The sequence below is a fragment of the Rhodobacter maris genome (assembly GCF_900217815.1).
In the GTDB taxonomy this organism is placed as follows: Bacteria; Pseudomonadota; Alphaproteobacteria; order Rhodobacterales; family Rhodobacteraceae; genus Rhodobacter; species Rhodobacter maris.
The window spans coordinates 67,068-89,972 of the sequence record NZ_OBMT01000015.1 but is presented as its reverse complement, the minus strand read 5'-3'; the positions used below and the strand labels follow the sequence as shown (position 1 = coordinate 89,972).

The following is a 22,905-nucleotide window of genomic DNA, read 5'->3' as shown; positions in this document are numbered from 1 at the left end:
CCAATGATCATTCCGGACATATCCAACCACTCCTTCTTCCCGGAGAACCGTTGAAACCAGATTCGACGGTTGGGGTGGGGGTGTCCACATCATCAAATCAGCCGCCCCCCGTCCTCCTCCACATGCGTTCCGGCCCCCGAGGGCGGGGGTGAAGGGGCGGCGCCAGTGACGGCTTTCGCTGCCCATGAAGGCCGCGCGGGATGACGCGCGGACGAGACAGGCCCGGAGGCAAGAGACCGATGACGCTCCACACCCACGACGATGCTTATGAACCCGCCCACACCGTTTCCCAGACCGCCCATGCGCTCGAAGAGCTGCAGCTCTACGGCTACCGCCCCTTCGACGAGCCCGATCCGCGCCCGATGCCCGATGCGCAGCGCCTTGCGGTTGCCGTCGCCGACATCTTCGACGCCCTCGTCGCGACTCTCGAGGACACCCGCATGGAACCCGACCTCGAAGAGGTGCTCTGGGGCCAGGTCAACCTCTTCCACCGCGCCACGGCCCGGATCGAGCGGTCGCTTGACGAGAACGAGCAGGCGCAGCGCCGCCTTCAGCGCGAGCAAGACGGCTCCGAGGTGAAATCGACCGAACTCGAGCGCCTGACGGCAGAAGGCCTCACCCTCATCGAGCGGCGCAACTGCATGGACATGATGCGCGATCACGCTGCGACCGAGTTCTCTCATCACACGGGATCGACCTGGCGTCCCCGCACCGGCTCGATGGTGAACCGCCGACACATGACCGCCGCGCTGATCGACAGCCGCGATTTCCTGGCCGCCAAGCGCCGCGCGGAAACCGAGGTGATGCTGCCCGCGGGTCCCAAGGTTGCCCTCACCGGCGGGACCGATTTCAACGATCACCGCCTGATCTGGGGCAAGCTCGATCAGGTCCGGACCAAACATCCCGACATGGTGCTTCTGCACGGGGGCAGCCCCAAGGGCGCAGAGCTCATCGCCGCCAAATGGGCCGAGGCCCGCGGCGTGACGCAGGTGGCCTTCAAGCCCGACTGGACCAAGCACGCCAAGGCCGCCCCCTTCAAGCGCAACGACGCGATGCTCGATGTGCTGCCGGTGGGTGTCCTCGTCTTCCCGGGCAATGGCATCCAGGAGAACCTCGCCGACAAGGCCAAGAAGCTGGGTATCCCGGTCGTGAAGTTCGAGAAGGGGGCGTGAGCCCCCTTTTTCTTGCCTGCGATAGAACATTGTGGAAACGTAAGGTGGCGCTTGATAGTGTGGCATTGTGAGGAGCGGCCACAACATGTTTGATCTGACGCAGCAATTGGATGTGTTCCCGACCGCCGTTGATCTCAAACGGATCGATCCCTCTCTCAACATGCGGCGCTTCTATCGGATGAGCGTTCAGCCTGATCTCTTTGGTGGAGCATGCCTCGTTCGAGAATGGGGGCGCATCGGGTTTCGAGGGCAGATGATGGTCGAACAGCACGATGACGAGGGTAAAGCGGTCACGGCACTCATGAAGCTGACGGCGACGAAGATGCGCCGCGGGTATTGCGCCGTCACTGAGCCAGGGACAGCATGAAGTGCGGGGAAGCAGGTTTGCAAAAAGGGTATTTTCGGCTCCCTCGATAGCATCACGTTTTGCGAAACGCGTCGTCGGATGCCGAGCTGTTTTCCTGTCCTCATCTTCCCTGGCAATGGGATGCATGAGAGCCGTGCCGTTAACACCAAGATGTTGGCGTCGCGGTCGCCAAGTTCGAGAAGGAGGCGTGAGTCTCGTTTCTTGCCTAGGCTTTGCGTCGCCGGAACCGCAGAGAAATCCTCTGTAACGACGCTACTGCGGATCGAGCATTGACTCTCTGCTGGTTTTCGATATATGTGCTGTATGGGCCATACAGAGAAATGGAAGATGCGACTCGCTGATCTCTCCGAAATTCACTCCGGTTACACCGCGCGCGGGAGGCTTGATCCCGTGTTGGAGGGGGGTGTTCCGGCGCTGCAGTTGCGCGATGTCGGCGCAAGCGGTGCAGAGCTGGGCTCGGACCTTAAAAGATATGATCTGGGCGCGCTGTCCGAGCGATACTTCGTCAGCGGTGGAGAGGTGGTCTTTCGCTCGCGTGGCGAGCCGAATGTTGCGGCGGCGATCCAAGATCCGCTGCCGGAGCCCGTTGCGGTCATCGTTCCGCTGGTGATCATTCGTCCCGACAGGGACCGCATTCTCCCGGATTACCTCGCTTGGGCTATCAATCAGCCCGACGCGCAGCGCAGGCTCGGCTTGGAGGCGCAGGGCACGGGCCTCAGGATGATCCCGATGCCGGCCCTGGAGAACCTCGAGATCGCCGTGCCCGACCTGTCCATGCAAAAACGCGTCGTCGAGTTTAGCGCCCTCGCCCGGCGCGAGGGGCAATTGCTCCGCCAGCTCGCTGCGCGCAAAGACGACCTTGTAAGCGCCATTCTCGGTGAGGCCGTAAAGGCTGCCGATCTGAAGGAAATCGCCCGATGAACGACAAGATCACTCAAGACCAAGTCAACAATGCTGCTTGGGCTGCCTGCGACACGTTCCGCGGCGCGGTCGACCCTGCGCAATACAAGGACTACATTCTCGTGATGTTGTTCCTGAAGTACATTTCGGACCTCTGGAACGATCACCTCGAAACCTACCGCGAGCAATATGGTGATGATGAGGCCCGTATCCGTCGGCGCCTTGAGCGCGAGCGTTTCATCCTGCCCGAAGAGGCCAGCTTCTACGACCTTTACGCGCAACGGAATGAGGCAAATATCGGTGAGCTGATCAACATCGCGCTCGAGAAGATCGAGGACGCCAACCGGGCCAAGCTTGAAGGAGTCTTCCGCAACATCGACTTCAACTCCGAGGCCAATCTCGGTCGCCCGAAGGACCGCAATCGTCGTCTCAAGAATATGCTCGAGGATTTTGCCAAGCCCGCGCTCGATCTGCGACCCTCGCGGGTGACCGAGGACATCATCGGCGAGTGTTACATCTACCTGATCTCGCGCTTCGCCTCGGACGCCGGGAAGAAGGCGGGAGAATTCTTCACGCCTGCGCCCGTCTCGCGCCTGCTGGCCAAGCTGGCCGCGCCGCAGCCGGGCAATACGATCTGCGACCCCGCCTGCGGCTCCGGCTCGCTACTGGTCCAGGCCGCGCAGGAGGTGGGCTCCGAGAATTTCGCTCTCTTTGGGCAGGAGGTGAACGGGGCGACTTGGGCGCTGGCGCGGATGAACATGTTCCTGCACGCCAAGGACGCTGCCCGCATCGAGTGGTGCGACACGCTCAACAGCCCCGCACTGGTCGAGGGCGATCAGCTGATGCGCTTCGATGTGGTGCTTGCCAATCCGCCGTTCTCGCTCGACAAATGGGGTGCGGAGGACGCAGGCGGCGACCAGTACAATCGCTTCTGGCGCGGCGTGCCGCCCAAGTCCAAGGGCGACTATGCCTTCATCACCCACATGATCGAGATCGCCCGGCGCCAGTCCGGACGCGTCGCGGTAATCGTGCCGCACGGCGTGTTGTTCCGCGGCGCGGCCGAAGGGCGCATCCGCCAGCAGTTGATCGAGGAAAACCTTCTCGACGCCGTCGTCGGCCTGCCCGCGAACCTGTTCACCACCACCGGGATCCCGGTCGCCATCCTGATCTTCGATCGCTCGCGCGAAGAAGGGGGCGCGAATGCGGACCGGCGCGACGTGTTGTTCATTGATGCGAGCAAGGAGTTCACGCCGGGCAAGACCCAGAACGTGATGGACCAGGGCCATGTGGCCAAGGTGCTGGAAACCTATGCCACCCGCGCCGAAATCGCGCGGTATTCGCATCGCGCGACGGCCGAGGAGATCGCCGAGAATGGCTACAACCTCAACATCCCGCGCTACGTCGATACCTTCGAACCCGAAGACGAAATCGACGTCGCTGCGGTGCAAAAGGACATCGTGCGGATCGAAGCCGAACTGGCCGAGGTGCGGGCGAAGATGGCCAGCTATCTGAAGGAGCTTGGCGTCGATGTCTGAGGGCGAAATCATCCTCTACAGCGCCGAGGACGGCCAGACCGAGATCCAGCTTCGCGCCGTGGGGGGGACGGTCTGGCTGACGCAGGCGCAGATGGCCGAGTTGTTCTCCACCAGCCCCCAAGCAATCACTCAGCTGATCCGGTCGATTTACGGGGACGAGGAGCTGTCCGAGGCGGCAACATGTAACGAACTCTTACAAGTTCGCGCCGAGGGCGGACGGCAAGTTCGCCGCTCGCTGAAGCACTACAATCTCGAAATGATCCTTGCCGTCGGCTATCGCGTGCGCAGCCCGCGCGGGGTGCAGTTCCGCCGCTGGGCCACAACCACGCTGAAAGACTATCTCGTCAAGGGCTTCGTCATGAACGACGCCCGCTTGAAGGATCCCGCCTGGGACCATTTCGACGAGCTTCTGGAGCGTATCCGCGACATTCGGGCCTCCGAGGCGCGCTTCTACCAGAAGGTGCGCGACATCCTTGCGCTCAGCGAGGATTACGACCCCAAGTCGCCCGCAGCGGCCACCTTTTATGCGACGATCCAGAACAAGATGCTGTTTGCGGTCACCAGCCACACGGCGGGCGAGTTGATCCGCGAACGCGCCGACGCGGATCAGCCGAACATGGGGCTGACGACCTGGAAGAACGCCGATACCGGGCGGCCCCTGCGCAAGTCCGATGTCGGCACCGCCAAGAACTATCTGGGTGAAGCCGAGATCAAGGAACTCAACCTGATCGTCACGATGTTCCTCGACACGGCAGAATTGCGGGCCTCGCGCCGGCAGGGGATGCGGCTGGCCGACTGGGAGGGCGTGCTCGACACTTTCCTGAGTGCGAACGAATTGCCAAAGCTGCAAGGTGCCGGAACCGTGTCGGCCAGACAGGCCGAGCAGATCGCCCATGACCGCTATGCCGCCTTCGATGCCAAACGCAAGGAAGCCGCGCGGCAGGCGGCGGCAGAGGCGAATGACCTCGAGGAGTTGCAGCGCATCGCCGATGTGGCGAAGGTGGGAAAGAAGGGGCGGCGTGATGCGTGAGGGGTGGATTCGAATACCATTTGGCTCGGTGGTTACCATCGCTTCTGGGCAGGTCGACCCAAAGAAGAAACCATTCGCGGATATGATCAGTGTTGGACCGGACAACCTGCTTTCTGGCGGCGGAATGGATAAAGAAGGGCTTCACACCGCGCGCGAACTCGGTCAGATCTCAGGGAAATACGCTTTCGATGATACTTCGATCTTGTACTCTAAGATCCGCCCGAACCTAAACAAGGTCGCGCTTCCGGATTTTTCTGGAATTTGTAGTGCGGATATGTACCCGCTTTGGCCCTCTGATGAGCAGCGAGCGGATCGACGGTTCATATATTTCACCCTCAGTTCAGCGCGATTTGTTTCGGACGCGACGTCCAGATCGTTCCGCACGGGACTTCCCAAGATCAACCGACCTGACCTTGAAGAGATCGAAATCCTTCTCCCCCCCCTCCCCGAACAGCGCAAGATCGCCGAGATCCTGCGGACCTGGGACGAGGCGCTCGAAAAGCTCGCCGCCCTGCGCGCGGCGAAGCAGGATCGGTTCACGGGCTTGACCCAGCAGATCACGGGGCGCGGCGGTGTCTTTCCCCAGCGATGGCCGCTCAAGGCGCTGTCTGAAGTCTCGAACCCCGTTCGGCGCAAGAGTGCAGGCGACAACCATCCAGTGATGACGATCTCGGCAAAGTCTGGCTTCCTCATGCAGTCCGACAAGTTCGCCCGCGACATGGCGGGTCAGAGCGTCGAACGCTACACACTCCTGCACGAGGGCGAGTTCGCCTACAACAAGGGCAACTCCAAGACTGCCCCTTACGGATGCGTCTACCGCCTTGACCGCCCCACCGCGCTGGTTCCTTTCGTTTACTTCTGCTTCGCGCTGAAACCCGGTCTCGATCCCGAGTTCTATGAGCACCTCTTTGCCGCCGGCGCGCTGAACCACAACCTCTCGCGCCTTATCAACTCGGGCGTCCGAAACGACGGTTTGCTCAACCTCTATTCCGAAGACTTCTTCAGCTGCCGGGTGCCTGTCCCTCCGCTCGAAGAACAGCGCCGGATTGCACGCACCCTGACAGCCGCCAAACAGGAATTGGCGCTCCTAGACGCAGAAATCGAAGCCCTGACCCGCCAGAAACGTGGCCTGATGCAGAAGCTTCTGACAGGCGAATGGCGGGTGACGCTTGACCCCTCCGAACCACCCGCAGCCACTGAGGAGGCCGATCATGCCGGATAAGAAGAACTACTGGACCCAGCAGCGTCCGGACGGGAAGTGGGAGTCCAAGCGCGAAGGCGCCACCCGCGCCAGCAAGGTTACGGATACCCAATCCGACGCCTGGGCGCATTCGCGCGGGAAGGCTGCCGAAACCAAGGGGGAGGCTTTCCTGAAGGGCCGCGACGGCAATATCCGTGAGCGGAACACCTACGGGAAAGACCCCTATCCGCCGAAAGGGTGACGCATGGCAGACCTCCTGACATTCTACGAAGCCATTGAGCATTCAGCGCAATTCAAGAAGCGGCATTTGTTGCTTGGCAACGGTTTCAGCATTGCCTGTCGTCCGAAGATCTTCACATACGGCTCGCTGTTTGAGCAGGCGGATTTTTCATCGGCACCCCGCTTGCCTGCGGTATTTGACGCAGTCGGAACGACGGACTTTGAGCATGTCATCAAGATGCTGGAGGACGCTTCACGCGTTGTTCCCGTTTATTCAAAGGAGGCAGCGGAGGCGGCCGCTCAAATGGCTGTGGATGCCGAAGCTCTGAAAGATATTCTCATTCAGACGGTGGCCAACAACCACCCCAATATTCCGAATGAGATCAACGACGAGCAATTTTGGGCATGCCGCCGGTTCCTGGCTCATTTCCTCGGGGACGAGAACAAGGACGGAAAGGTCTACACCCTAAACTACGACCTCCTGCTCTATTGGACCTTGATGCATGACGACATGGGTTTCGACGACCCCATCAGTCTTGCTGCCAACGATGGCTTTGGCCGCGATGAGGACACCGAGCCGGAATATGTAAACTGGATGGGCGAGAGCGGCGCGCACGGACAGCGCGTTCATTATCTCCACGGCGCTCTGCACCTGTTCGATGCTGGTGCGGAGCTCCAGAAATACACTTGGGTCAACACTGGAAAACCCCTGCTTGAGCAAGCTCGCGAAGCCATGGGAGCGCGCAAGTTCCCGCTCTTCGTCGCCGAGGGCAAAAGCAATCAGAAGCTGGCCAAGATTAAGCACAGCGCCTACTTGCACCATTCATACAAGAGCTTCTCCTCGCAAATGGGTCAGAGGAATGATGCGCTCTTCATATTTGGACATAGCCTTGCCGAAAACGACCAGCACATACTGAAGAAGATTGCTCGCGGTAAGATTGGGCAGATCTACGTCGGTCTCTATGGCGATCCCAATAGTGATGGCAACAAGGCGATCAGTTCGGCTGCGAACGACCTTACGGCTTACCGTGATGAACGTGTCCCGCTGTCTGTTGCTTTCTTCGATGCCGGGTCCGCCCAAGTGTGGGGGGCGTGATGGATCGAGATCATGGGTTTGATACCCGCGAGAAACACCAGTCCCAGGTTCCGGCGCTGCAGCTGCTCGTGGCGCTCGGGTTCACCCCGCTCTCGCAAGAGAGAGCGCAGTACCTCCGCGGCGGGCGTCTGCGGAACGTGGTGCTGGACGATGTGCTCGCTGAGCAACTCATGCGCATCAACCGTTTCACGCATCGGGGCCGTGAATACGGCTTTGATCTCGAGGACGCGCACGAAGCGATGCGGCGGCTGAAGCCCACGCCCGACCGTTTGAAGGGCCTGCGCGGCACCAATCAGGACATCTATGACACGCTCGTTCTCGGCACGACGATCACGAAGGCCATCGACGGCGATTCGAAGAGTTACTCGTTCCGCTACATCGACTGGGAGCGGCCAGAGAACAACGTCTTCCATGTCACGGCCGAGTTTTCGGTCGAGAGGACGGCGTCGAGCCAGACCAAGCGCTGTGACATCGTCGCGTTCGTGAACGGCATCCCGATCCTGGTGATCGAGAACAAGCGGCCGACCGAGAGCCTGAAGAAGGCAGACAGCCAGCTGATCGGCTACCAGAACGAGGACAACATCCCGCAGCTCTTCCACTTCGCCCAGTTGCTGATCGGCATGAACCGAAACGAGGCGCGCTATGCGACCGTCGGGACGCCGCGGAAGTTCTGGCAGACCTGGCGCGACGAGGAAGACACCGACGAGGCCATCGCGCCCTTTGCCAACCGCGTGCTCACCGCGGCGGAGAAGGAAGCCATTTTCTCCGGCGATTTCGCGGGCGCGCGGGCCTATTTCGATGCTCTGGCCACTGAGGGCGACCGCGCGGTCACGGCTCAAGACCGGACCTTGTACGCGCTGTGTCGCCCCGAGCGGCTGCTTGACCTTATTCGCCGCTTCACCGTGTTCGACGGTGGTGTGCGCAAGATTGCACGCCATCAGCAGTTCTTTGGGATCCGCCGGGCTGTCGAGACGGTTCAGCAGCACGACATGAGCGGTGCGCGCAAGGGCGGCGTCATCTGGCACACGCAGGGTTCGGGCAAGTCCTTGACGATGGTGATGTTGGGCCGCGCGTTGGCCCTCGAGCGCAGCATCGAGAACCCGCGGATCATCATCGTCACCGATCGCGATGATCTCGACAAACAGATCAAGGATACCTTCAAGTCTTGCGACCTCGAGCCGGTCCGGGCGACGAGCGGCTCTCACCTGCTGGACCTGGTTCGCAACCGGGCCCCGCTGGTCACCACGATCATCAACAAGTTCGATACCGCGCTGAAGAACAGCAAGCAGGCGGACGACGATCCGAGCATTTTCGTGCTGGTGGACGAGAGCCACCGGACGCAGACGGGGCGGTATGGCGGCCACAGCCAGTTCGCAGCGAAGATGCGCCGCCTTTTGCCTCGGGCCTGCTACCTTGGCTTCACGGGCACACCGTTGCTGAAGAAGGAAAAGAACACGCTGTCGACCTTTGGACGGCTGATCCACCGCTACGCCATCGATGAGGCGGTTGCCGACGAGGCTGTTGTGCCGCTGCTTTACGAAGGGCGGCTGGTTGAGCAGCAGGTCTCAGGGAATGTGATCGATCGCTGGTTCGAGAAGATCAGCGAAGGGCTGACCGAGAGCCAGAAGCGCGATCTGAAGCGGAAGTTTTCCCGTATGGATGCGCTCTCGAAGACCGATCAGGCCATCCGCGCCAAGGCGTTCGACATCTCCGAGCACTTTCGCCAGCACTGGCAGGGAACCGGTTTCAAAGCGCAACTCGTCGCCCCTTCGAAAGCGGCGGCGGTTCGCTTCAAAGAGGTTCTCGACGAGATCGGCCACGTCTCCAGTGCGATCATCATCTCGCCGCCCGATGAAAACGAGGGCAACGAGGAAATCGATCAGGAGTCCAAGGACCTCGTGCGCGGTTTCTGGTCGAAGATGATGGCGCGATACAAGACAGAGGAAGAGTACAATCGCCAGAGCATCGATGCTTTCAAGGGGTCAGGCGATCCGGAGATCCTGATCGTTGTCTCCAAGCTTCTCACAGGTTTCGACGCTCCTCGGAACACGGTGCTTTACGTTTGCAAGTCCTTGAAGGAGCATAATCTCCTGCAGGCCATTGCACGCGTGAACCGGCTCTACGAGGACGATGGTACGGAGAAGCAGTTCGGCTTCATCATCGATTACGAAGGACTGCTCGGTGAGCTGGACAGCGCCCTGACGACCTACAGCGCTTTCGAGGGGTACGAGGCGGCCGACCTTGCGGGCACGGTGCATGACGTTCGCGAGGAGATCCGCAAGCTGCCCCAGCTGCATGACCAGCTTTGGGATATTTTCAAGCCGGTTCGAAACAAGAAGGACATGGAGCAATTCGAGCAGCACCTCGCAGACGAGGCATTGCGCCACGAGTTCTATGCGCGCCTCAAGGCCTTCAGCCGTTGCCTGCATATCTCGCTGTCTTCGGACAAGCTGTTTGATGTTTTCGACGAGGCCAAGGTCGATGCTCTGAAGCGTGACTGGAAGCAGTTCTCCGAGCTCAAACGCTCGGTCCAGCTTCGCTATCAGGAGACGGTGGATGTTCGCGAGTTTGAACCCAAGATCCAAAGGCTGCTCGATGATCACGTGGTCGCGATGCCGGCCTCGGTTATCATCGAGATGGTGAACATCAATGACCCCGACGCCCTGAAGGCTGTCGTCGAGGAAACGGGTGTCTCCGAGGCTTCGAAAGCGGATCGTATTGCCAGCGCAACGCGACGGGCCATCACCGAGAAATTGGATGAGGATCCGACCTTCTATAAACGCTTCTCCGAACTCCTCGAGGAGACTATCCGCGCCTATCGCGAGAAACGGCTCTCCGAGCGGGAGTATCTCAAAAGCGTCGTGGATCTCGCGAGCAAGGTGGCGCGCAAAGATCGGGGCCGGGACGTTCCGGAGAGCATCCGAGGTGACGAGGATGCGCAGGCGTTCTTTGGCGTTTTGGTTGGTCAGCTGAAGACTGCGGACAATGAGCCATTGGCTGACGGCGAGACTGCAGCGATCGCCAACGCGATCATCGACATTGTCAAATCGCATCTGATCGTAGGCATCTGGTCAAACGAAGTTGCCCAGAACAACCTGCGCAATGCCATCGATGACTATTTCTTCGATGTGCTGCGTGACGAGAGGGGCGTCGACCTGTCGGTGGAGGTGCTCGACGATCTCGAGCTGAAGATCATGGGACTTGCCCGCGCCCGGTTTGCTGTATGACGCGGGAGTTGTACCACCTGCAATATGGCGCACAGGAAATCCAGTACGAGATCGTTCGTCGCCCGAGGAAGACACTGGAGATCGCCGTCGAGCCGGATGCGTCAGTGGTGATCGCCGCGCCGGAGGATGCGACGCTCGAGGCGATCGAAGCGAAGCTGCGGAAGCGGGCCGCGTGGGTGACACGGCAGCAGCGGTACTTCACCCAGTTCCTGCCGCGGACACCGGAGCGCAGGTTCATCGCCGGAGAAACGCATCTCTACCTTGGGCGCCAGTATCGGCTCAAAGTCGTGCCGCATATCCAGGAAAGCGTGAAGCTGATCCGCGGGTTCATCGTCGTACAGACGCACCGGCCAACCAGTTCGGAGGTGACGCGAGATCTGCTCGAAGCATGGTATCGAGACAGAGCTCACATCAAGTTCCCGGAGCGGATCGCGTTATGTCTCGACCTCTTCCCGGATCCCGAGGCTTTCCGCCCGAAGGGTCTCATCGTGCGGCAGACCCGACAGAGATGGGGGTCGATGTCTCCGGCGAGACGCTTGCTGCTCAATCGCAGCCTCGTACAAGCCCCGATTGACGCCATAGACTACGTGATCACTCACGAGCTTTGCCATATCGCGGTGCCACATCACGGCGCGGCGTTTTTCGAGCTTCTCGACAAGGTTATGCCCGATTGGGAGCGTCGAAAGCAGAGGCTGGAGCGGGTGATGGCATAATGTTGGCACGGCCGTCGGCAAAAGAGTTACATAACATCTCTTATGCGAAACCAGTAGGGTTGCAAAATGTCGAAATGCCGCCCAGAAATTTCTGGGCGGTATGGTTTTGCTCGAGTTTGGTCTTATCAAGCGTTGATGATGTGATCAATCTGCTCTGTGGCTCGCCGCAGACCCACATTGGCACTTCGATACCGTCTTGGGTGATCACATCCTCAACGCTAACGGAGCGCCCCGAAACTGGCGCAGCGCATAAAGATACAGAGTTGTAACTTTGTGCGGGGGCTGGTAATAAAGATACCGAACGGTAACGTCGGCGCAGGTTGCGCCAAAATGATACAAAGGTGTAGCAAATGGCCGTCGCAGAGCCAAGGTTGCCCGAACAGCGCCTCGCCCGGCAATTTGGCGAGGCTTTGCGCGGTCGTCGCAAGGCGCGCGGCTACACGCAAGACGATCTTGCCGCGATGATTGGCACCAACCGGCGCTTTATCAGCGAGCTGGAGCGCGGCAAGGGCACGAGCTATCTGGGCCCCGCCCTCGCAGCCGCCGAGGCTCTGGGGCTGAACCTTGCCGCCCTGCTTGACGAGCGCCGGGGTGGCAGCGCGCCCGCGCTTCCGCCCGCGTAACCGGCGATGGAGATATTCTTCGAGAAATATCTGGTGGGGCGCATCGACACGGCGGCGCCCCCTGCCCCGCTGTTTCGCTATGCGCCCGAGTGGCTGGCGCTTGCCGGGGCCTTTCCGGTTTCCACCACCATGCCGCTTTCGGATGCGGCTTTCAGTTGGGCCGTTTTGGCGCCTTGGCTGATCAACCTCTTGCCTGAAGATGCCGATGCGCTGCGGATGATGGCGCGTATTCTCGATGTGCCCCACACCGATGTGCTGGCGCTGCTCGAACGGGTGGGCCGCGACACCTCCGGCGCGCTGTCTTTTGCGCAGCGCGGCACCACGGCCAGCACGGTGTTGCCCATTCCCGGTGCCGCAGAGCTGGAGCAAATTCTGAATGAGCTGCCGCACAAGCCGTTTTTGGTGGGCGAAGAAGGGGTTTCGATGTCGCTCGCGGGGGTGCAGTCGAAGCTCTCGGTGCGGCTCTTGGCCGATGGCGGCCTCGGTATTCCGCTCGATGGTGCGCCCTCGAGCCACATTCTGAAGCCCGACAGCCCCGGCCGGCTGTGGGGCAGCGTGCAAAACGAAGCCTTTTGCTTGCGGCTCGCGCAGCGCACGGGGCTGCCGGCCGCGGCCGCAACCACCGGACGGGCGCTGGAGCGCAGCTATCTTTTGGTGGAGCGTTACGACCGCGTGCCCGAAGGCGCGCTGCTGCGCCGCCTGCATCAGGAAGATTTTTGTCAGGCGCTCGGCCTGCCGCCGGGGGCAAAATACCAGCACTCGCACCACCACGGCCCGAAAGGCAGTTTTGCCCTGATGATGGACCGGCTGCGCGCCGTGGGCGGCGGGGCGCAGGTGATGCAGCTTTGGGACATGCTGGTGTTCAATGTGCTGTGCGGCAATACCGATGCGCATCTGAAGAACCACTCGCTCATTCTCAGCGCCGAAGGCGTGCGCCTCGCGCCGCTTTACGATGTGATGTGTGCGGGCGTTTGGCCGGGCATCACGCGCAATCTGGCGCTCGATGTGGGGGGCAAGCGGGTTGCCGAGTATATCGAGGGCCGCCACTGGGCGCGCGAGGCCGAAGCGTGCGGCCTTGCCCCGCGCCGGGTGCTGGCACGCGTGGAGGCATTGGCGGAACGGGTGCGCGGGGCGCTCAGTGCCACGGCCGAAGAGGTGGCCGCCATGCCCGCAGGCCCGCATCCGCTGCTCGACCTGGTGAGCGAGGCCATCGAGAGCCGCTGCAAAACCATATTGAGCAGTCTTGGCCGCTAGGTTTTGCCGCGCGGCCTTGGGGTCAGGCTGGCCCGCGCCACTAGGGGTCTGCGCTGAGCCGCTCACGACTGGCTTCTGAGGCTTGCGTCAATAAGGCCTGCATGCAGTTTCCGGACCTATCCGATCCTTCGGATAGCTCCTCCGTTAGCCTGCGGCACGGCCCAGCACTTCTTCAGCCCATTGATTCAGGCTCTTGCCCGACAGCTCGGCAGCCAGCGCAGCCTTGCGATGAACTTCGGGGCTGACCCGGAACATGACTTGCCCCGAATAGGTCTTCTGCGGTTCCTTGCCGATCTTGGCGCAAGTTTCGAGGTAGTCTTCGACCGCCTCGTGAAAGGCTTCGCGCAGCCCCTCTACATTATCAGCATGGAACCCCACCCCGTCACGGATACCTGCAACTCGGCCCGTGAAAATGCCGTCTTCGTCGTCGTAGTCGATCCGGGCAGCATAGCCCTTGTAAGTCATAGTGTTGGTCATGGTATTACCCCGATCCGCTCCAGGAAGTCGCGCGCATCGCGCACCTGGTAGCGCTTGGCCTCCTTGGCGGGGTGCGGACGGTGGAACGTCGCTATCTCGCCATCCTTCTCGAACCGCACCCGTGAGCCGCGCCCCTCGATCAACCGTGCTCCTGCGCCCAGCAGCAGGCTTTCTATGGCCGCCCATTCGATGGTGCCGGAAACCGGATCAGCGAAGACGGCGGCAAGGGTGTTGCGGTGCTTGCTCCTCATCGGGGTAAGTTATCTTGTGCTAGCGAAAATTGCAAGCGTGCGCCGCGCGCGATGTGGTCAAAGTGATAAGAGCTCGACGAAAAGGCTTCGAGAATCGATGGTGCGGTCCGCGTTGGTTCTCTCTGTGCCTGCTGGCAACGAGGCGCTTACAGCCCATTCCGGCCCCTTGCGCGTGACGCAACGCGAATCCTGGCGCCGTCGCAGAGGTCCGCACTCCTGACTTTCGCGCCAGCGGAAACGAAAGGCGGCTTCACCGCAGGCCACCCGGCGAGAGGTAACGCCTTTGATGAAACAGGCAGAACTATGTGGGGCTGTTCAGATGTGCAGCAAAAAATAATTTGTCGCACATAGGATGATGTGCAACAAATTTGAAATCGTTGCACACGAGGCCCCTCGTGGAGATCATCTCACACAGCCAGATCGCACAGGCCGCTTATCAAGACCTGCTTCGACTGCATCTCGACGAGCGCGTGGCGGAGGTGACGGGCACCATCGAAGAACGCCATCGCGGTGGACGAACCTATCTTTACGAGCGGTTTCGGCTCGGGACGGAGGCCCGCAGCCGCTATCTCGGCGAGGACAGTCCCGAGCTTCGCGACCGGCTGGCGCGGGCGGTGGCGCTGAAATCCGATGCACAGGCGCGACGCCATAGGATGACCCGCCTCACCCGTATTCTGCGCGCCGAGGGCTACATCGCCACCGATCGGGACACCGGCTCTTTGTTTCTCGCTTTCGCCCGGGCGGGGATGTTTCGCCTCGGCGGGACATTGATCGGAACTGCGGCCTTCGCGCTCTACCAGGGTGAACTCGGCGTGCGGATGGATGCGGAGCGGCTGGCAAAGACCGGCGATATCGATTTGGCGCGCTTTCAGCGGCTCTCGGTCGCGCTGGGAGACAAGGTCGAAGAAGATCCGGGTGACATCCTCTCGGCGCTGAAATTCGACCCTGTGCCGGGGATAATCGGACCGGCAGATATGGAAATGGCGGCAGAGCCGGTCGGAGGTGATGGTCGAGTTCCTGACGCCCGCGTTCGGCGACGAGACGGTGAAACCCCTGCCCGCGCTTGGGGTCTCGGCGCAAGCTCTGAACTATCTCAACTACTTGATTGCAGAGCCGATCCCGGCGATCGCACTCTATCGCTCGGGCGCGCTCGTGCAGATCCCGCGCCCCGAGCGCTTCGCGATCCACAAGCTGATTGTGGCTGACCGGCGTCGCGAAGGGTCGGATCGGGGCAAATCCGCGAAAGACCGGGCGCAGGCCGCTTTCCTGATCGAGGTGCTCGCGCAAGACCGCCCCGACGAGTTGGCCGAAGCCTGGGAGGATGCACGCTCCCGCGGCCCGCGTTGGCGCAAGCGCCTCGACGCAAGCCTTGCCCGAATGGCCGAGACGGCAGATAGGCTCACGAAACTCGGCTAGGCGCTGGCCCGGGGACATCTCTTCGAGCAGTGGTTCGACGGGGCCATGAAGATCGCGGACAAATCGGCCCGTCTGATCGGGCCAAATTCCAGCGCGTGAGCGATAGCCCCTCTTTCTATAACTCATGAAGTTGCGCGATACGCGTTATAGAGAATCATCCGGCGCTTCAGGCTCTTCGGTCGAGGTGGCGCCCATATCTTCCGATCTCCCGCCAACCCCCGCAGGCCCATGTCTCACGCGGCCTCGAGCATAGGCGCGTAGCGCACGTCGGACATGGAATCGTTCAGCCAGGCAGGCTGCAAATCGCCGTTGTTCCATTGGTAAAGATAGCCCACCAGCGTATCGGTTTTCTTGCAAAGAATGCGCATGATCGGTTCGCCGGTAAGGCGGGCTTGGGGGGTCATGGCGGGCTCCTCTACAACGACCTGAGAACTGGTGAACAATGAGGCAGGGAGCCTCGCCGGGTGGGTTAGCCGCTCGGGGGCACAACTTCAAGGTGTGGAGCGGCTTGGCATATGGTCGCGGTCGAAAATGCAAGTTGTCTTTATGGTCAGGTTTCTGCCTCGTCCGGTGCTCCTTGCATCGCGGCTGAGCGATCGGCGATCTCGACCAGAAGCGCGTCGATTTCGGCCCAGACGCGAGGCTCGAGCTGGCCTCGGATCAGGGTCCACTTGCTCAAGACATCGAGGGGATCGTGGGTGCGCAGCAGGGCCCCTACTGCAACTGCATCAACGGCCAAAGATGTGCGCGCGCGCCATTCGGTGATCCGCGATCTCTGTTCTTCCGATGGAGCGACGAAGTCTGGTCCAAGGTTCCAGGTTTTCACGGCACGACGCAGGGCGGCCCGGATCACATGGGCAGGATCGACACCGCAGTTGATCAGGGCTTCCTCCTGCCGCTCCAGTGCGTTCACTCGAATGTCGATCTTGCGCGTCGCAGGGCTGCGTCTGGTCCGAGGCGGGGGAGCTGTCGACGGTGGTGCGGCGGCGAGGTCCCGCCCCAGTTCGAGAGTTGGCGCGGATGGTGCGGCGCCTTCCGGCGCGGGGGCTCCTCCCGCCTGAGCAATTCCCACACGCTCGGACTTCGGCATTGGGGTCGCCTGCGGCCCCCCTTCCCTTTCCGGGTCGTCCTTCCGCTCTGAGCGCAGGCATGAGGCGTAGCCCGGATCGGGCCGAGTGATGGTCGCAATTTTCTTCCGCACCGCCCTGCCCTCACGCTGCGAGAATGTTGTTGAGAATGTCGGTCGCTTCTTCGAGCGCTTCGACGACATGGCGCACATGCGGGCGCATGAGAGGATTGGGATCGGCCTGTTTTTGCAGCGCCACCGCGTGCAAGAGACCCTTTTCGTCCATTTCCTTGTAGACATTCCGGCGCATCATCACGGTCTCGATCACCGGAAACCGTGCAATCGCCGCCTCGATGAGCGCGGCATCGGCGCGTGTGGTCTTGGGATCGACCATGTTCAACACGACGTGGTGGCGCGGCAGGCTTGCCGGGTCGTCGACACGCTCGCGCAGCTTGGCGAACCAGTCAGCGGTCTGCGCGCCGACATCGAGATCCGAGGTCGACAGCATCACCGGGGTCACGATGTGATCAGCGAGAACCGCGATTCCGTCCGACCATTCGGCCCCGACGCCCGCGGTGTCGATGAAGATGAAATCGGCCGAGTTCGCCGCATAGACCTGCTCGATCTTGCGATCCACGCCGCCGACGCTCTCGACGGTCACCGCGCGCAGAAGCGGCGATCCCAAGCCGGAGGCTTCTGCCCGCCTGTGCCAGGCGCCGAGCACGCCCGTGCTGTCGGTGTCGATCATCAGCACGCGGCGCTCTGCGGCGACCGCGGCGCTGATCAGGGCGCGCGAGAGCGTTGTCTTTCCACTTCCCCCTTTCCGGGCCATCGCGGCGATCACCACGAGATTGTCGTTCGGCATGGGCGGCCTTTCTGCAATAATGGCTAAATGCGGCAAAGATACGTTATTGCGCTAGCCTCTGAAGAAAGGGACGTCAAGCGCAAGACGGGACGCGCCTCCCCGAAGGCACGCAACACGCCGCACAGCGCATTGTGCTGCATGCGAAAAACGGGATCCAGTTGACAGATGACGGCGTCCGTAGCGCGCGATGCGGTCTCCAGATGTCGGGCACCAGCCGACATTGGCCACGGTGCATCGCGCGCAGAACGGGACGCATCAGGCGCGATGCGCGATACGGGCTGCGCTGGTCATTTGGCGCGCGCCCGCAGACGTGCTGCGGGGCGCACAAAACGCGGTCCAAAGGACACGCAGCACGGTCCAGAGGGCGTAGGACGCGTTGCATTGCGCGCGCTGCGCGCTGCATTCGACAAAAGACGTCAAATCGGCCTGCGAGGCCGATTTTCTACATTGAGTACAAGCCCTTAATGCCTTCTCCGCTTGCGCTGGGAGAAGGCGGGCTTGTACGAAGTTGGCAAGAAATAGGAACGTATACTTCACATGACGCGCCACCGCAGACTGACCGATCAGGAGCGCCGCCAAATCGTCCGGGAACGGGCGAAAGGCGTCTCGGTCAGTGCGATCAGCCGAGGCCTGAAGGTCTCGCCCAAGACCGTCTACAACGTGCTCGGACGGGGTCGTTCCGCCGTCTCGGCCAACGACAGTCGCACACGCGTCCTGACGATGCGGGTCACCGACAGCGACCTTCGCGGCTTCGACGCTGCCCTCGCGCGGCGCGGGATTGCGCATCGGTCAGATGCCATGCGCTGCCTGATGCTGGCCGCTGACGATCTCCTGCGTCCGGATGAGGGGATGACGGATGAATTGAGAGGGCTGAGCGCGGCGCTGAACCGGGTCGGCAACAACGTGAATCAGGTCGCGCGACGGCTGAATGAGGCCAAGCTCAGAGGCGAGCGTCTGCCCTACACGCCTGCAAGCCATGCCGAGATCCGCGATCTCGCGGTGCTCATTTTCGACATGGCGGACCAGATCCAGGAGATGTTCCGCGCCCGGCGCCGTGCGCTGGACCTCGATGTCACCAAGGCCCTTGCCGGTTTGGCGCGGCCGGGGTCGTACCACGAGACCGATCATGGCGCGGAGTGAGGCGCGTGGTGTCGGGCCCGCCCTTTTCGACCGCGACTGGAGCCGGGTCTCGGGCAGCTGGCAGGGACTTGCAAAGAAGGCGCAGATGGTGCGGGCGGCGCGGGGATATTCGCCGGCCATTTTCAAGCCGATTTCTAAGGGCGGGTGCCACACCGGCGCGCAGCTGAAGGCGCAGCTCACCTATCTGACCACCAAGTCGAGCCATATCCTCGACAGCCGCGGCACCCATGACGGCAAGAAGACCCTGACCGAGGCCGAGATCGACCGGGTCGTGCGGCGCTTCGAGAACCAATGGGGCGAGCGGCACAGCCCCAAGCTCGGCCATACCTCGCATCTTCTCATGGCATTCCCCGTCGGAACCAGCGGTGAAGAGGTGCGGGCGATCACGGAAACTGTCTGCGAACGGTTCTTTCAAGGTGAGGGGTCGCAATTCGACTATATTGCTGCAATACACCAAGATCGCGCGCATCCACATGCGCATATCGTTCTGAACCGTCGCAGCAAGGATGGCGAAATGTTCTTCCTCGGCAAGGATCACCACTTCAGCTACGACGCCTTCCGGGTGGCGATGGTCGAGGCGGCCCAGGTCCACGGGATCCGGCTCGAGGCGACACGGCGCCTCGACCGGGGGGTGACAACCTACCGAGCCGAGACCCGCGAAGTCTACAAGGCGCGTGACGAGGGCCGGCCACCGGTCGAGCGTCAGCGCACGTGGGCCGATCTGGCCGCGGCCCTTGAAACGGTGGCGCGCAATGCGCTGACCTATCGGGGTCTGGCTGCCGAGGCGTCGCGGTCGAATTTCGATGACGTCGCCGAGGCGCTCGAGCGCGCCAGCACCATCCTTGCCAATGGCGGTCAGATCCAATCTGACGGAGCCATTTACATGTCCCAAGACGAGACGGCGTTCGACACGCTGATTACCGAGTTTTCGCAAAACATCCGCCAGATCGAAGCTGCGATCGAGCGGGCGCCTGCGGGCGATCGACCGGAGATCGAGCGCAAGCTCTCCGATGTCCTGACCTCGGTTGCGCATCTCAACCCGCTCGGGGTTCGCTCGGCCGCGCTGCTCGACGCCCCCTCCAGAGACGGGGTCTATGTGCGCGCCAATGTGCGTGAAGATCAGGTTGCGCGCCTCGACGACGATACCGTGAAGGCGCGCCTCTCCGAGGTTCTGCAGGGCACGGGGATTGACCCCGAGGCCGTTGCGGCCCGCATGCGGGAGGGCGCTGGCAATGCCGCGCTCGAACGGCAGTGGCTTGCGCAGGATCTGCGCGCCGTCGCCAAGGCCGGGGATCTTGATCTGGAGAAGGACGCCGATCGCGAGGACGCGCTAGACCGGTTGGAGGCCATTCATGTCCGCCTCGGCGATGCTCTGACCGATGCGCGCATCTTGCGGGTAGTCGAGGAGGTCAAGGATGACGCGGTTGCCCAGACCGAGCGCGGGGCGCTGCTGGCGCGCGAGCGGGACATCTTTGCCCCCTCCGAGCGACGCGACTTCCAAGATATCGTGGCCCAGTTCCGCCGGACGGATTTTGATCACCCCTTCTCGGATGATCCCTCGGTCTACAAGGCAGGCGTCATCGAAGTGGAAGAGGCCCGCGCTGCCTTCAACGCCTATGCACAGCGATCGCCCGATCATGCAGAACTTGCGTCGATGGCCTGGGAGAAGATCACCGACAGCCGCAAGCCGCCGGAATATGCCATCGCGCAGAACGATCGCAGGCTTCACGCCGGAGATATGGATCTCGCGTTGCGTGATCCTTCGCAACAGCTCGGACCCATCACCGAGGACACGCGCACCCTCGCGCTTTATCGAGCAGAAATGCCGGATGAAGAATTCGGAATGGCGGTTGAGGAGGAGATCAACCGGCTGCGCGCCATGGGGGCATCGCGCGCCTATATCAGCGAGCGAAGCCTGGAGATCGAAGACCAGGCGCGGCAAAGCTATGCTGAGCGGCGCTTCCTGGCAGAGACGGCCCCCGACGTAACGACGTTCCTGCGTCGGGCCGACGCCGAGGAAGGGCACCCTCTTTCCGATGCCGCCGGGCAGCGCCTGGTCGCGCAGATCGACAGAAACCTTGCGCCCGACGCGATCACCGCTCTTTGCGCGGGTCATGCCGATGTGCTGGACAAGTTCACCCAAGACCCGCTGCGGCAGTTGGAACTCGCCAAGGCCTATCTCGAGAGCAGCGAGGTGACGGCCCACGGCCCTGCGATGGAGCGGGTGCTCGATGCACTCGCCGAAGAGCAGATCGAGGCACAGCGCGCACGTCACGCCGCCGGGCATGGTGAAAAGGGGATCACCCATGGATAAGGGGAAGATCGCGGCCGGAATCCTGAGCCTCACGCTGGTCGGCCTCGCCATCGGCTATGTCGTGGCCACGGGCTACCTGACCATCCGCTATGGGCTGCCGACGAGGACCTTCGACATCTCCTTGCTCGCGCAGGAATATCGCGCGCTCGGGCGCGCTGCCCCGCGCGACTTCCTCTGGGTGAACCTGATCCTCGCAGGCTTTGGTATCGCTGCGCTCATGCTGAGTGTCACGCTTCTTGGCGATGCCCTCACCCGGTTTGGCACGACGCATTGGCAGAGCCGGGGCGAAATGAAGCGCAACGGCTTCTTCGCCAAGCCGGGCGGCGGGTTTCTTCTGGGCAAGCTCGGCCCGCCGAAATCGAAGCGCCCCTTCCTTGTCTCGAAGACCTTTCCGCATGCGCTGATCGTGGCGCCGACGGGCCGGGGCAAGGGCGTGGGTTTCGTGATCCCGAACTTGCTCACCTACAAGGGCTCAGCCGTGGTGCTCGACGTGAAGGGCGAGAACTTCCGCGAAACCGCCCGGTTTCGCGCCAGCATGGGCGACAAGGTGTTTCGGTTTGCGCCGACCGATTGGGATCGACCGACGCATCGGTATAACCCCCTTGCGCGCATTGCGGCCATGAGCAATCCCGACCGCCAACAGATGGAACTTAAGCTCACCGCCAAGCTGTTCTTGCAAACCGACAACGAAAAACTGAGCGGGCTTCTGGCCGGGGGGATCGATCTCTTCGTGGCAGCCGGGGTTCTGGCCTTCGAGCGCGGCGTGCCGACCATCGGTGAAATCTACCGCATCACCGCGTCGGGCGGCGACAAGCAGAAGGAATATCTGAAACGCGCGCAAGAGGTGAAGAACCCGTCTGCCAAACTGATCTTTGAGCGCATGGCCTCGACCAACAACGATACTCTGACCTCCTACCTTTCGCTTCTGATGACCTCGGGTCTCGACACCTGGGACAACCGCGCGATCGACGCGGCCACGGCGACTTCGGACTTCTCCTTCCGGGATATCCGGCGGCGGCCCCATGCGATCTATCTCGTGGTCGAATCCGAGATGATACGCCCCCTCGCCCCTTTGATCCGCCTCTTCTTCTCTGACCTCATCGCCTCTTTGCAGGCGCGGGAGCCCGGCGAAGACGAGCCTTGGCCGGTGATGATCCTGCTCGACGAGTTCGACCGGCTCGGCAAAATGCCGATCGTCGCCGAGAGCATCAAGACGTTGCGCTCCTTCGGCGGCAACCTGGCCATCGTCACCCAGACCATCCCGGCGCTGGACGAAATCTATGGTGAAAACACCCGTCGATCGCTTCAGGGCGGTGCAGGCGTGAAGCTCTACCTTACCCCGTCCGAGCAAAAGACCATCGAGGAGTTGAGCCAGGCCGTCGGCAAGACCACGAAGCGCGTGGTGACCCGCTCCCGCGCGGTCGGGCGCAATCCGTTCGAGGGGCGCAGCGTTTCCGAGCGGACCGAGGATACGCCGCTTCTGACCGAAGATCAGGCGCGACGCATGGATCTGGACGAGGTGATCCTCGTGATCGACGCGCAAATGCCGATACGAGCGCGGCGGATCAAGTATTTCGAAGACCCGGCGCTTAAAGCACTTCATGCGGCTCAGGCGGGAAGCTTCCCTTATCCCGATGAAGAAGGTTTGCGACGGGATCGGCAGATGTCAGAGACGCGGGAGACGGTGGAGAAGCTCAAGCAAGAGCTGCTGGAGGTTCGTGCTGCCACGGAGGCGCAGGTGGCACTTGCCGTTTCCAAGGCAGCAGAGGGGCCAAGCGGCGAAGCTCAGGAGCCTCTTCCCAAGCTCTCTGGCCGAGCGCGAGGCCGCGCAGCGCGCGCAGCGGCGGGCGGGGGTAGCTCCGGCCAGCTGTCGTTCGATCTCGCAGGATTGGGGCTAAAAGACTCAGACAAGGCAGAGCTTGCGGCCGCAGTTCAGACGACGCGAGCGATCGTCGCGGAGTATGCTTGATGCGCAGAAGTTGCATGCAGGCGTCGACATCAAGGCCGCGATGGCATATATTGCCATCGCCTCAAATGGA

General features: G+C 61.9%; 20 protein-coding genes and 1 pseudogene. 16 read left to right on the top strand and 5 right to left on the bottom strand.

Going from position 1 to position 22,905, the window contains the following annotated elements; all coding sequences use genetic code 11:
- The first annotated feature begins 239 nt into the window (after positions 1 to 239).
- From CRO22_RS15905 to CRO22_RS15850, 12 genes are all read left to right on the top strand, one after another.
- Positions 240 to 1,172 (top strand): DUF2493 domain-containing protein, encoded by a 933-nt coding sequence (locus CRO22_RS15905; protein ID WP_076367754.1) that lies wholly within the window; start codon positions 240 to 242, stop codon positions 1,170 to 1,172.
- An 85-nt stretch (positions 1,173 to 1,257) separates the two neighbouring features.
- Complete coding sequence (locus CRO22_RS15900; RefSeq protein WP_097071144.1) at positions 1,258 to 1,539, top strand: WGR domain-containing protein; 282 nt, start codon at positions 1,258 to 1,260, stop codon at positions 1,537 to 1,539.
- Positions 1,540 to 1,866: 327 nt separating this feature from the next.
- Positions 1,867 to 2,460: a restriction endonuclease subunit S domain-containing protein gene (locus tag CRO22_RS15895; protein ID WP_097071143.1), complete on the top strand. Its 594-nt coding sequence runs from the start codon at positions 1,867 to 1,869 to the stop codon at positions 2,458 to 2,460.
- The gene (locus CRO22_RS15890) at positions 2,457 to 3,974 is read left to right on the top strand and encodes a type I restriction-modification system subunit M (protein WP_097071142.1); all 1,518 of its coding nucleotides are present in this window, start codon (positions 2,457 to 2,459) and stop codon (positions 3,972 to 3,974) included. Before CRO22_RS15895 ends, CRO22_RS15890 begins: the two co-directional genes overlap by 4 nt.
- Positions 3,967 to 5,004: a virulence RhuM family protein gene (locus CRO22_RS15885; protein ID WP_097071141.1), complete on the top strand. Its 1,038-nt coding sequence runs from the start codon at positions 3,967 to 3,969 to the stop codon at positions 5,002 to 5,004. The genes CRO22_RS15890 and CRO22_RS15885 overlap by 8 nt, the downstream gene beginning before the upstream one ends.
- Entirely contained in the window at positions 4,997 to 6,226 is a 1,230-nt protein-coding gene (locus tag CRO22_RS15880) for a restriction endonuclease subunit S (protein ID WP_176518667.1), read from the top strand. Before CRO22_RS15885 ends, CRO22_RS15880 begins: the two co-directional genes overlap by 8 nt.
- Positions 6,216 to 6,446, top strand: coding sequence for a DUF2188 domain-containing protein (locus CRO22_RS15875; protein WP_097071139.1), 231 nt, complete (start codon positions 6,216 to 6,218; stop codon positions 6,444 to 6,446). The genes CRO22_RS15880 and CRO22_RS15875 overlap by 11 nt, the downstream gene beginning before the upstream one ends.
- A 3-nt stretch (positions 6,447 to 6,449) precedes the next feature.
- A complete protein-coding gene (locus CRO22_RS15870) occupies positions 6,450 to 7,520 on the top strand; it encodes a DUF4917 family protein (RefSeq protein ID WP_097071138.1) in 1,071 nt (356 codons plus the stop codon).
- Positions 7,520 to 10,747: a type I restriction endonuclease subunit R gene (locus tag CRO22_RS15865; protein ID WP_097071137.1), complete on the top strand. Its 3,228-nt coding sequence runs from the start codon at positions 7,520 to 7,522 to the stop codon at positions 10,745 to 10,747. The genes CRO22_RS15870 and CRO22_RS15865 overlap by 1 nt, the downstream gene beginning before the upstream one ends.
- The gene (locus tag CRO22_RS15860; protein ID WP_097071136.1) at positions 10,744 to 11,460 is read left to right on the top strand and encodes a M48 family metallopeptidase; all 717 of its coding nucleotides are present in this window, start codon (positions 10,744 to 10,746) and stop codon (positions 11,458 to 11,460) included. The genes CRO22_RS15865 and CRO22_RS15860 overlap by 4 nt, the downstream gene beginning before the upstream one ends.
- A gap of 350 nt (positions 11,461 to 11,810) precedes the next feature.
- Entirely contained in the window at positions 11,811 to 12,083 is a 273-nt protein-coding gene (locus CRO22_RS15855) for a helix-turn-helix domain-containing protein (protein WP_097071135.1), read from the top strand.
- Between the two features lie 6 nt (positions 12,084 to 12,089).
- The gene (locus CRO22_RS15850; RefSeq protein WP_097071134.1) at positions 12,090 to 13,337 is read left to right on the top strand and encodes a type II toxin-antitoxin system HipA family toxin; all 1,248 of its coding nucleotides are present in this window, start codon (positions 12,090 to 12,092) and stop codon (positions 13,335 to 13,337) included.
- A 144-nt stretch (positions 13,338 to 13,481) separates the two neighbouring features.
- On the opposite strand, the gene CRO22_RS15845 is transcribed toward CRO22_RS15850, so the two are convergent.
- Positions 13,482 to 13,814, bottom strand: coding sequence for a type II toxin-antitoxin system HicB family antitoxin (locus CRO22_RS15845; protein WP_097071133.1), 333 nt, complete (start codon positions 13,812 to 13,814; stop codon positions 13,482 to 13,484).
- The gene (locus tag CRO22_RS15840) at positions 13,811 to 14,065 is read right to left on the bottom strand and encodes a type II toxin-antitoxin system HicA family toxin (protein ID WP_097071132.1); all 255 of its coding nucleotides are present in this window, start codon (positions 14,063 to 14,065) and stop codon (positions 13,811 to 13,813) included. The genes CRO22_RS15845 and CRO22_RS15840 overlap by 4 nt, the downstream gene beginning before the upstream one ends.
- Before the next feature lie 395 nt (positions 14,066 to 14,460).
- Between CRO22_RS15840 and CRO22_RS15835 the strand changes: the two are divergent.
- Positions 14,461 to 15,481, top strand: a pseudogene (locus CRO22_RS15835) (nucleotidyltransferase family protein).
- A 233-nt stretch (positions 15,482 to 15,714) separates the two neighbouring features.
- On the opposite strand, the gene CRO22_RS18930 reads toward CRO22_RS15835, so the two are convergent.
- The 3 genes from CRO22_RS18930 to CRO22_RS15825 all read right to left on the bottom strand — a co-directional run bounded on the left by CRO22_RS18930 (position 15,715) and on the right by CRO22_RS15825 (position 17,412).
- Positions 15,715 to 15,885, bottom strand: coding sequence for a hypothetical protein (locus tag CRO22_RS18930; RefSeq protein ID WP_176518666.1), 171 nt, complete (start codon positions 15,883 to 15,885; stop codon positions 15,715 to 15,717).
- A 146-nt stretch (positions 15,886 to 16,031) separates the two neighbouring features.
- A complete protein-coding gene (locus CRO22_RS19240) occupies positions 16,032 to 16,394 on the bottom strand; it encodes a hypothetical protein (RefSeq protein WP_245861003.1) in 363 nt (120 codons plus the stop codon).
- Between the two features lie 298 nt (positions 16,395 to 16,692).
- On the bottom strand, positions 16,693 to 17,412 hold the full coding sequence (locus CRO22_RS15825; RefSeq protein WP_097071130.1) for a ParA family protein: 720 nt from the start codon (positions 17,410 to 17,412) through the stop codon (positions 16,693 to 16,695).
- Between the two features lie 537 nt (positions 17,413 to 17,949).
- On the opposite strand from CRO22_RS15825, the gene CRO22_RS15820 reads away from it, so the two are divergent.
- Genes CRO22_RS15820 through CRO22_RS15810 form a run of 3 tightly spaced genes read left to right on the top strand, consistent with a single transcriptional unit; the run spans position 17,950 to position 22,835 of the window.
- Entirely contained in the window at positions 17,950 to 18,552 is a 603-nt protein-coding gene (locus CRO22_RS15820; RefSeq protein WP_097071129.1) for a helix-turn-helix domain-containing protein, read from the top strand.
- Positions 18,539 to 20,866, top strand: a complete 2,328-nt coding sequence (locus CRO22_RS15815; protein ID WP_097071128.1) for a relaxase/mobilization nuclease domain-containing protein — start codon at positions 18,539 to 18,541, stop codon at positions 20,864 to 20,866. The genes CRO22_RS15820 and CRO22_RS15815 overlap by 14 nt, the downstream gene beginning before the upstream one ends.
- On the top strand, positions 20,859 to 22,835 hold the full coding sequence (locus CRO22_RS15810; RefSeq protein ID WP_097071127.1) for a type IV secretory system conjugative DNA transfer family protein: 1,977 nt from the start codon (positions 20,859 to 20,861) through the stop codon (positions 22,833 to 22,835). Before CRO22_RS15815 ends, CRO22_RS15810 begins: the two co-directional genes overlap by 8 nt.
- Positions 22,836 to 22,905: the final 70 nt, after the last annotated feature.

Coding starts and splice junctions, on each gene's coding strand:
- CRO22_RS15900 (WP_097071144.1), top strand. CDS start 1,258: ATGTTTGATCTGACGCAGCAATTGGATGTGTTCCCGACCGCCGTTGAT.
- CRO22_RS15855 (WP_097071135.1), top strand. CDS start 11,811: ATGGCCGTCGCAGAGCCAAGGTTGCCCGAACAGCGCCTCGCCCGGCAA.
- CRO22_RS15810 (WP_097071127.1), top strand. CDS start 20,859: ATGGATAAGGGGAAGATCGCGGCCGGAATCCTGAGCCTCACGCTGGTC.
- CRO22_RS15880 (WP_176518667.1), top strand. CDS start 4,997: ATGCGTGAGGGGTGGATTCGAATACCATTTGGCTCGGTGGTTACCATC.
- CRO22_RS15890 (WP_097071142.1), top strand. CDS start 2,457: ATGAACGACAAGATCACTCAAGACCAAGTCAACAATGCTGCTTGGGCT.
- CRO22_RS18930 (WP_176518666.1), bottom strand. CDS start 15,885: ATGACCCCCCAAGCCCGCCTTACCGGCGAACCGATCATGCGCATTCTT.
- CRO22_RS15885 (WP_097071141.1), top strand. CDS start 3,967: ATGTCTGAGGGCGAAATCATCCTCTACAGCGCCGAGGACGGCCAGACC.
- CRO22_RS15820 (WP_097071129.1), top strand. CDS start 17,950: ATGACGCGCCACCGCAGACTGACCGATCAGGAGCGCCGCCAAATCGTC.
- CRO22_RS15860 (WP_097071136.1), top strand. CDS start 10,744: ATGACGCGGGAGTTGTACCACCTGCAATATGGCGCACAGGAAATCCAG.
- CRO22_RS15840 (WP_097071132.1), bottom strand. CDS start 14,065: ATGAGGAGCAAGCACCGCAACACCCTTGCCGCCGTCTTCGCTGATCCG.
- CRO22_RS15850 (WP_097071134.1), top strand. CDS start 12,090: ATGGAGATATTCTTCGAGAAATATCTGGTGGGGCGCATCGACACGGCG.
- CRO22_RS15865 (WP_097071137.1), top strand. CDS start 7,520: ATGGATCGAGATCATGGGTTTGATACCCGCGAGAAACACCAGTCCCAG.
- CRO22_RS15815 (WP_097071128.1), top strand. CDS start 18,539: ATGGCGCGGAGTGAGGCGCGTGGTGTCGGGCCCGCCCTTTTCGACCGC.
- CRO22_RS15905 (WP_076367754.1), top strand. CDS start 240: ATGACGCTCCACACCCACGACGATGCTTATGAACCCGCCCACACCGTT.
- CRO22_RS15895 (WP_097071143.1), top strand. CDS start 1,867: ATGCGACTCGCTGATCTCTCCGAAATTCACTCCGGTTACACCGCGCGC.
- CRO22_RS15875 (WP_097071139.1), top strand. CDS start 6,216: ATGCCGGATAAGAAGAACTACTGGACCCAGCAGCGTCCGGACGGGAAG.
- CRO22_RS15825 (WP_097071130.1), bottom strand. CDS start 17,412: ATGCCGAACGACAATCTCGTGGTGATCGCCGCGATGGCCCGGAAAGGG.
- CRO22_RS15845 (WP_097071133.1), bottom strand. CDS start 13,814: ATGACCAACACTATGACTTACAAGGGCTATGCTGCCCGGATCGACTAC.
- CRO22_RS15870 (WP_097071138.1), top strand. CDS start 6,450: ATGGCAGACCTCCTGACATTCTACGAAGCCATTGAGCATTCAGCGCAA.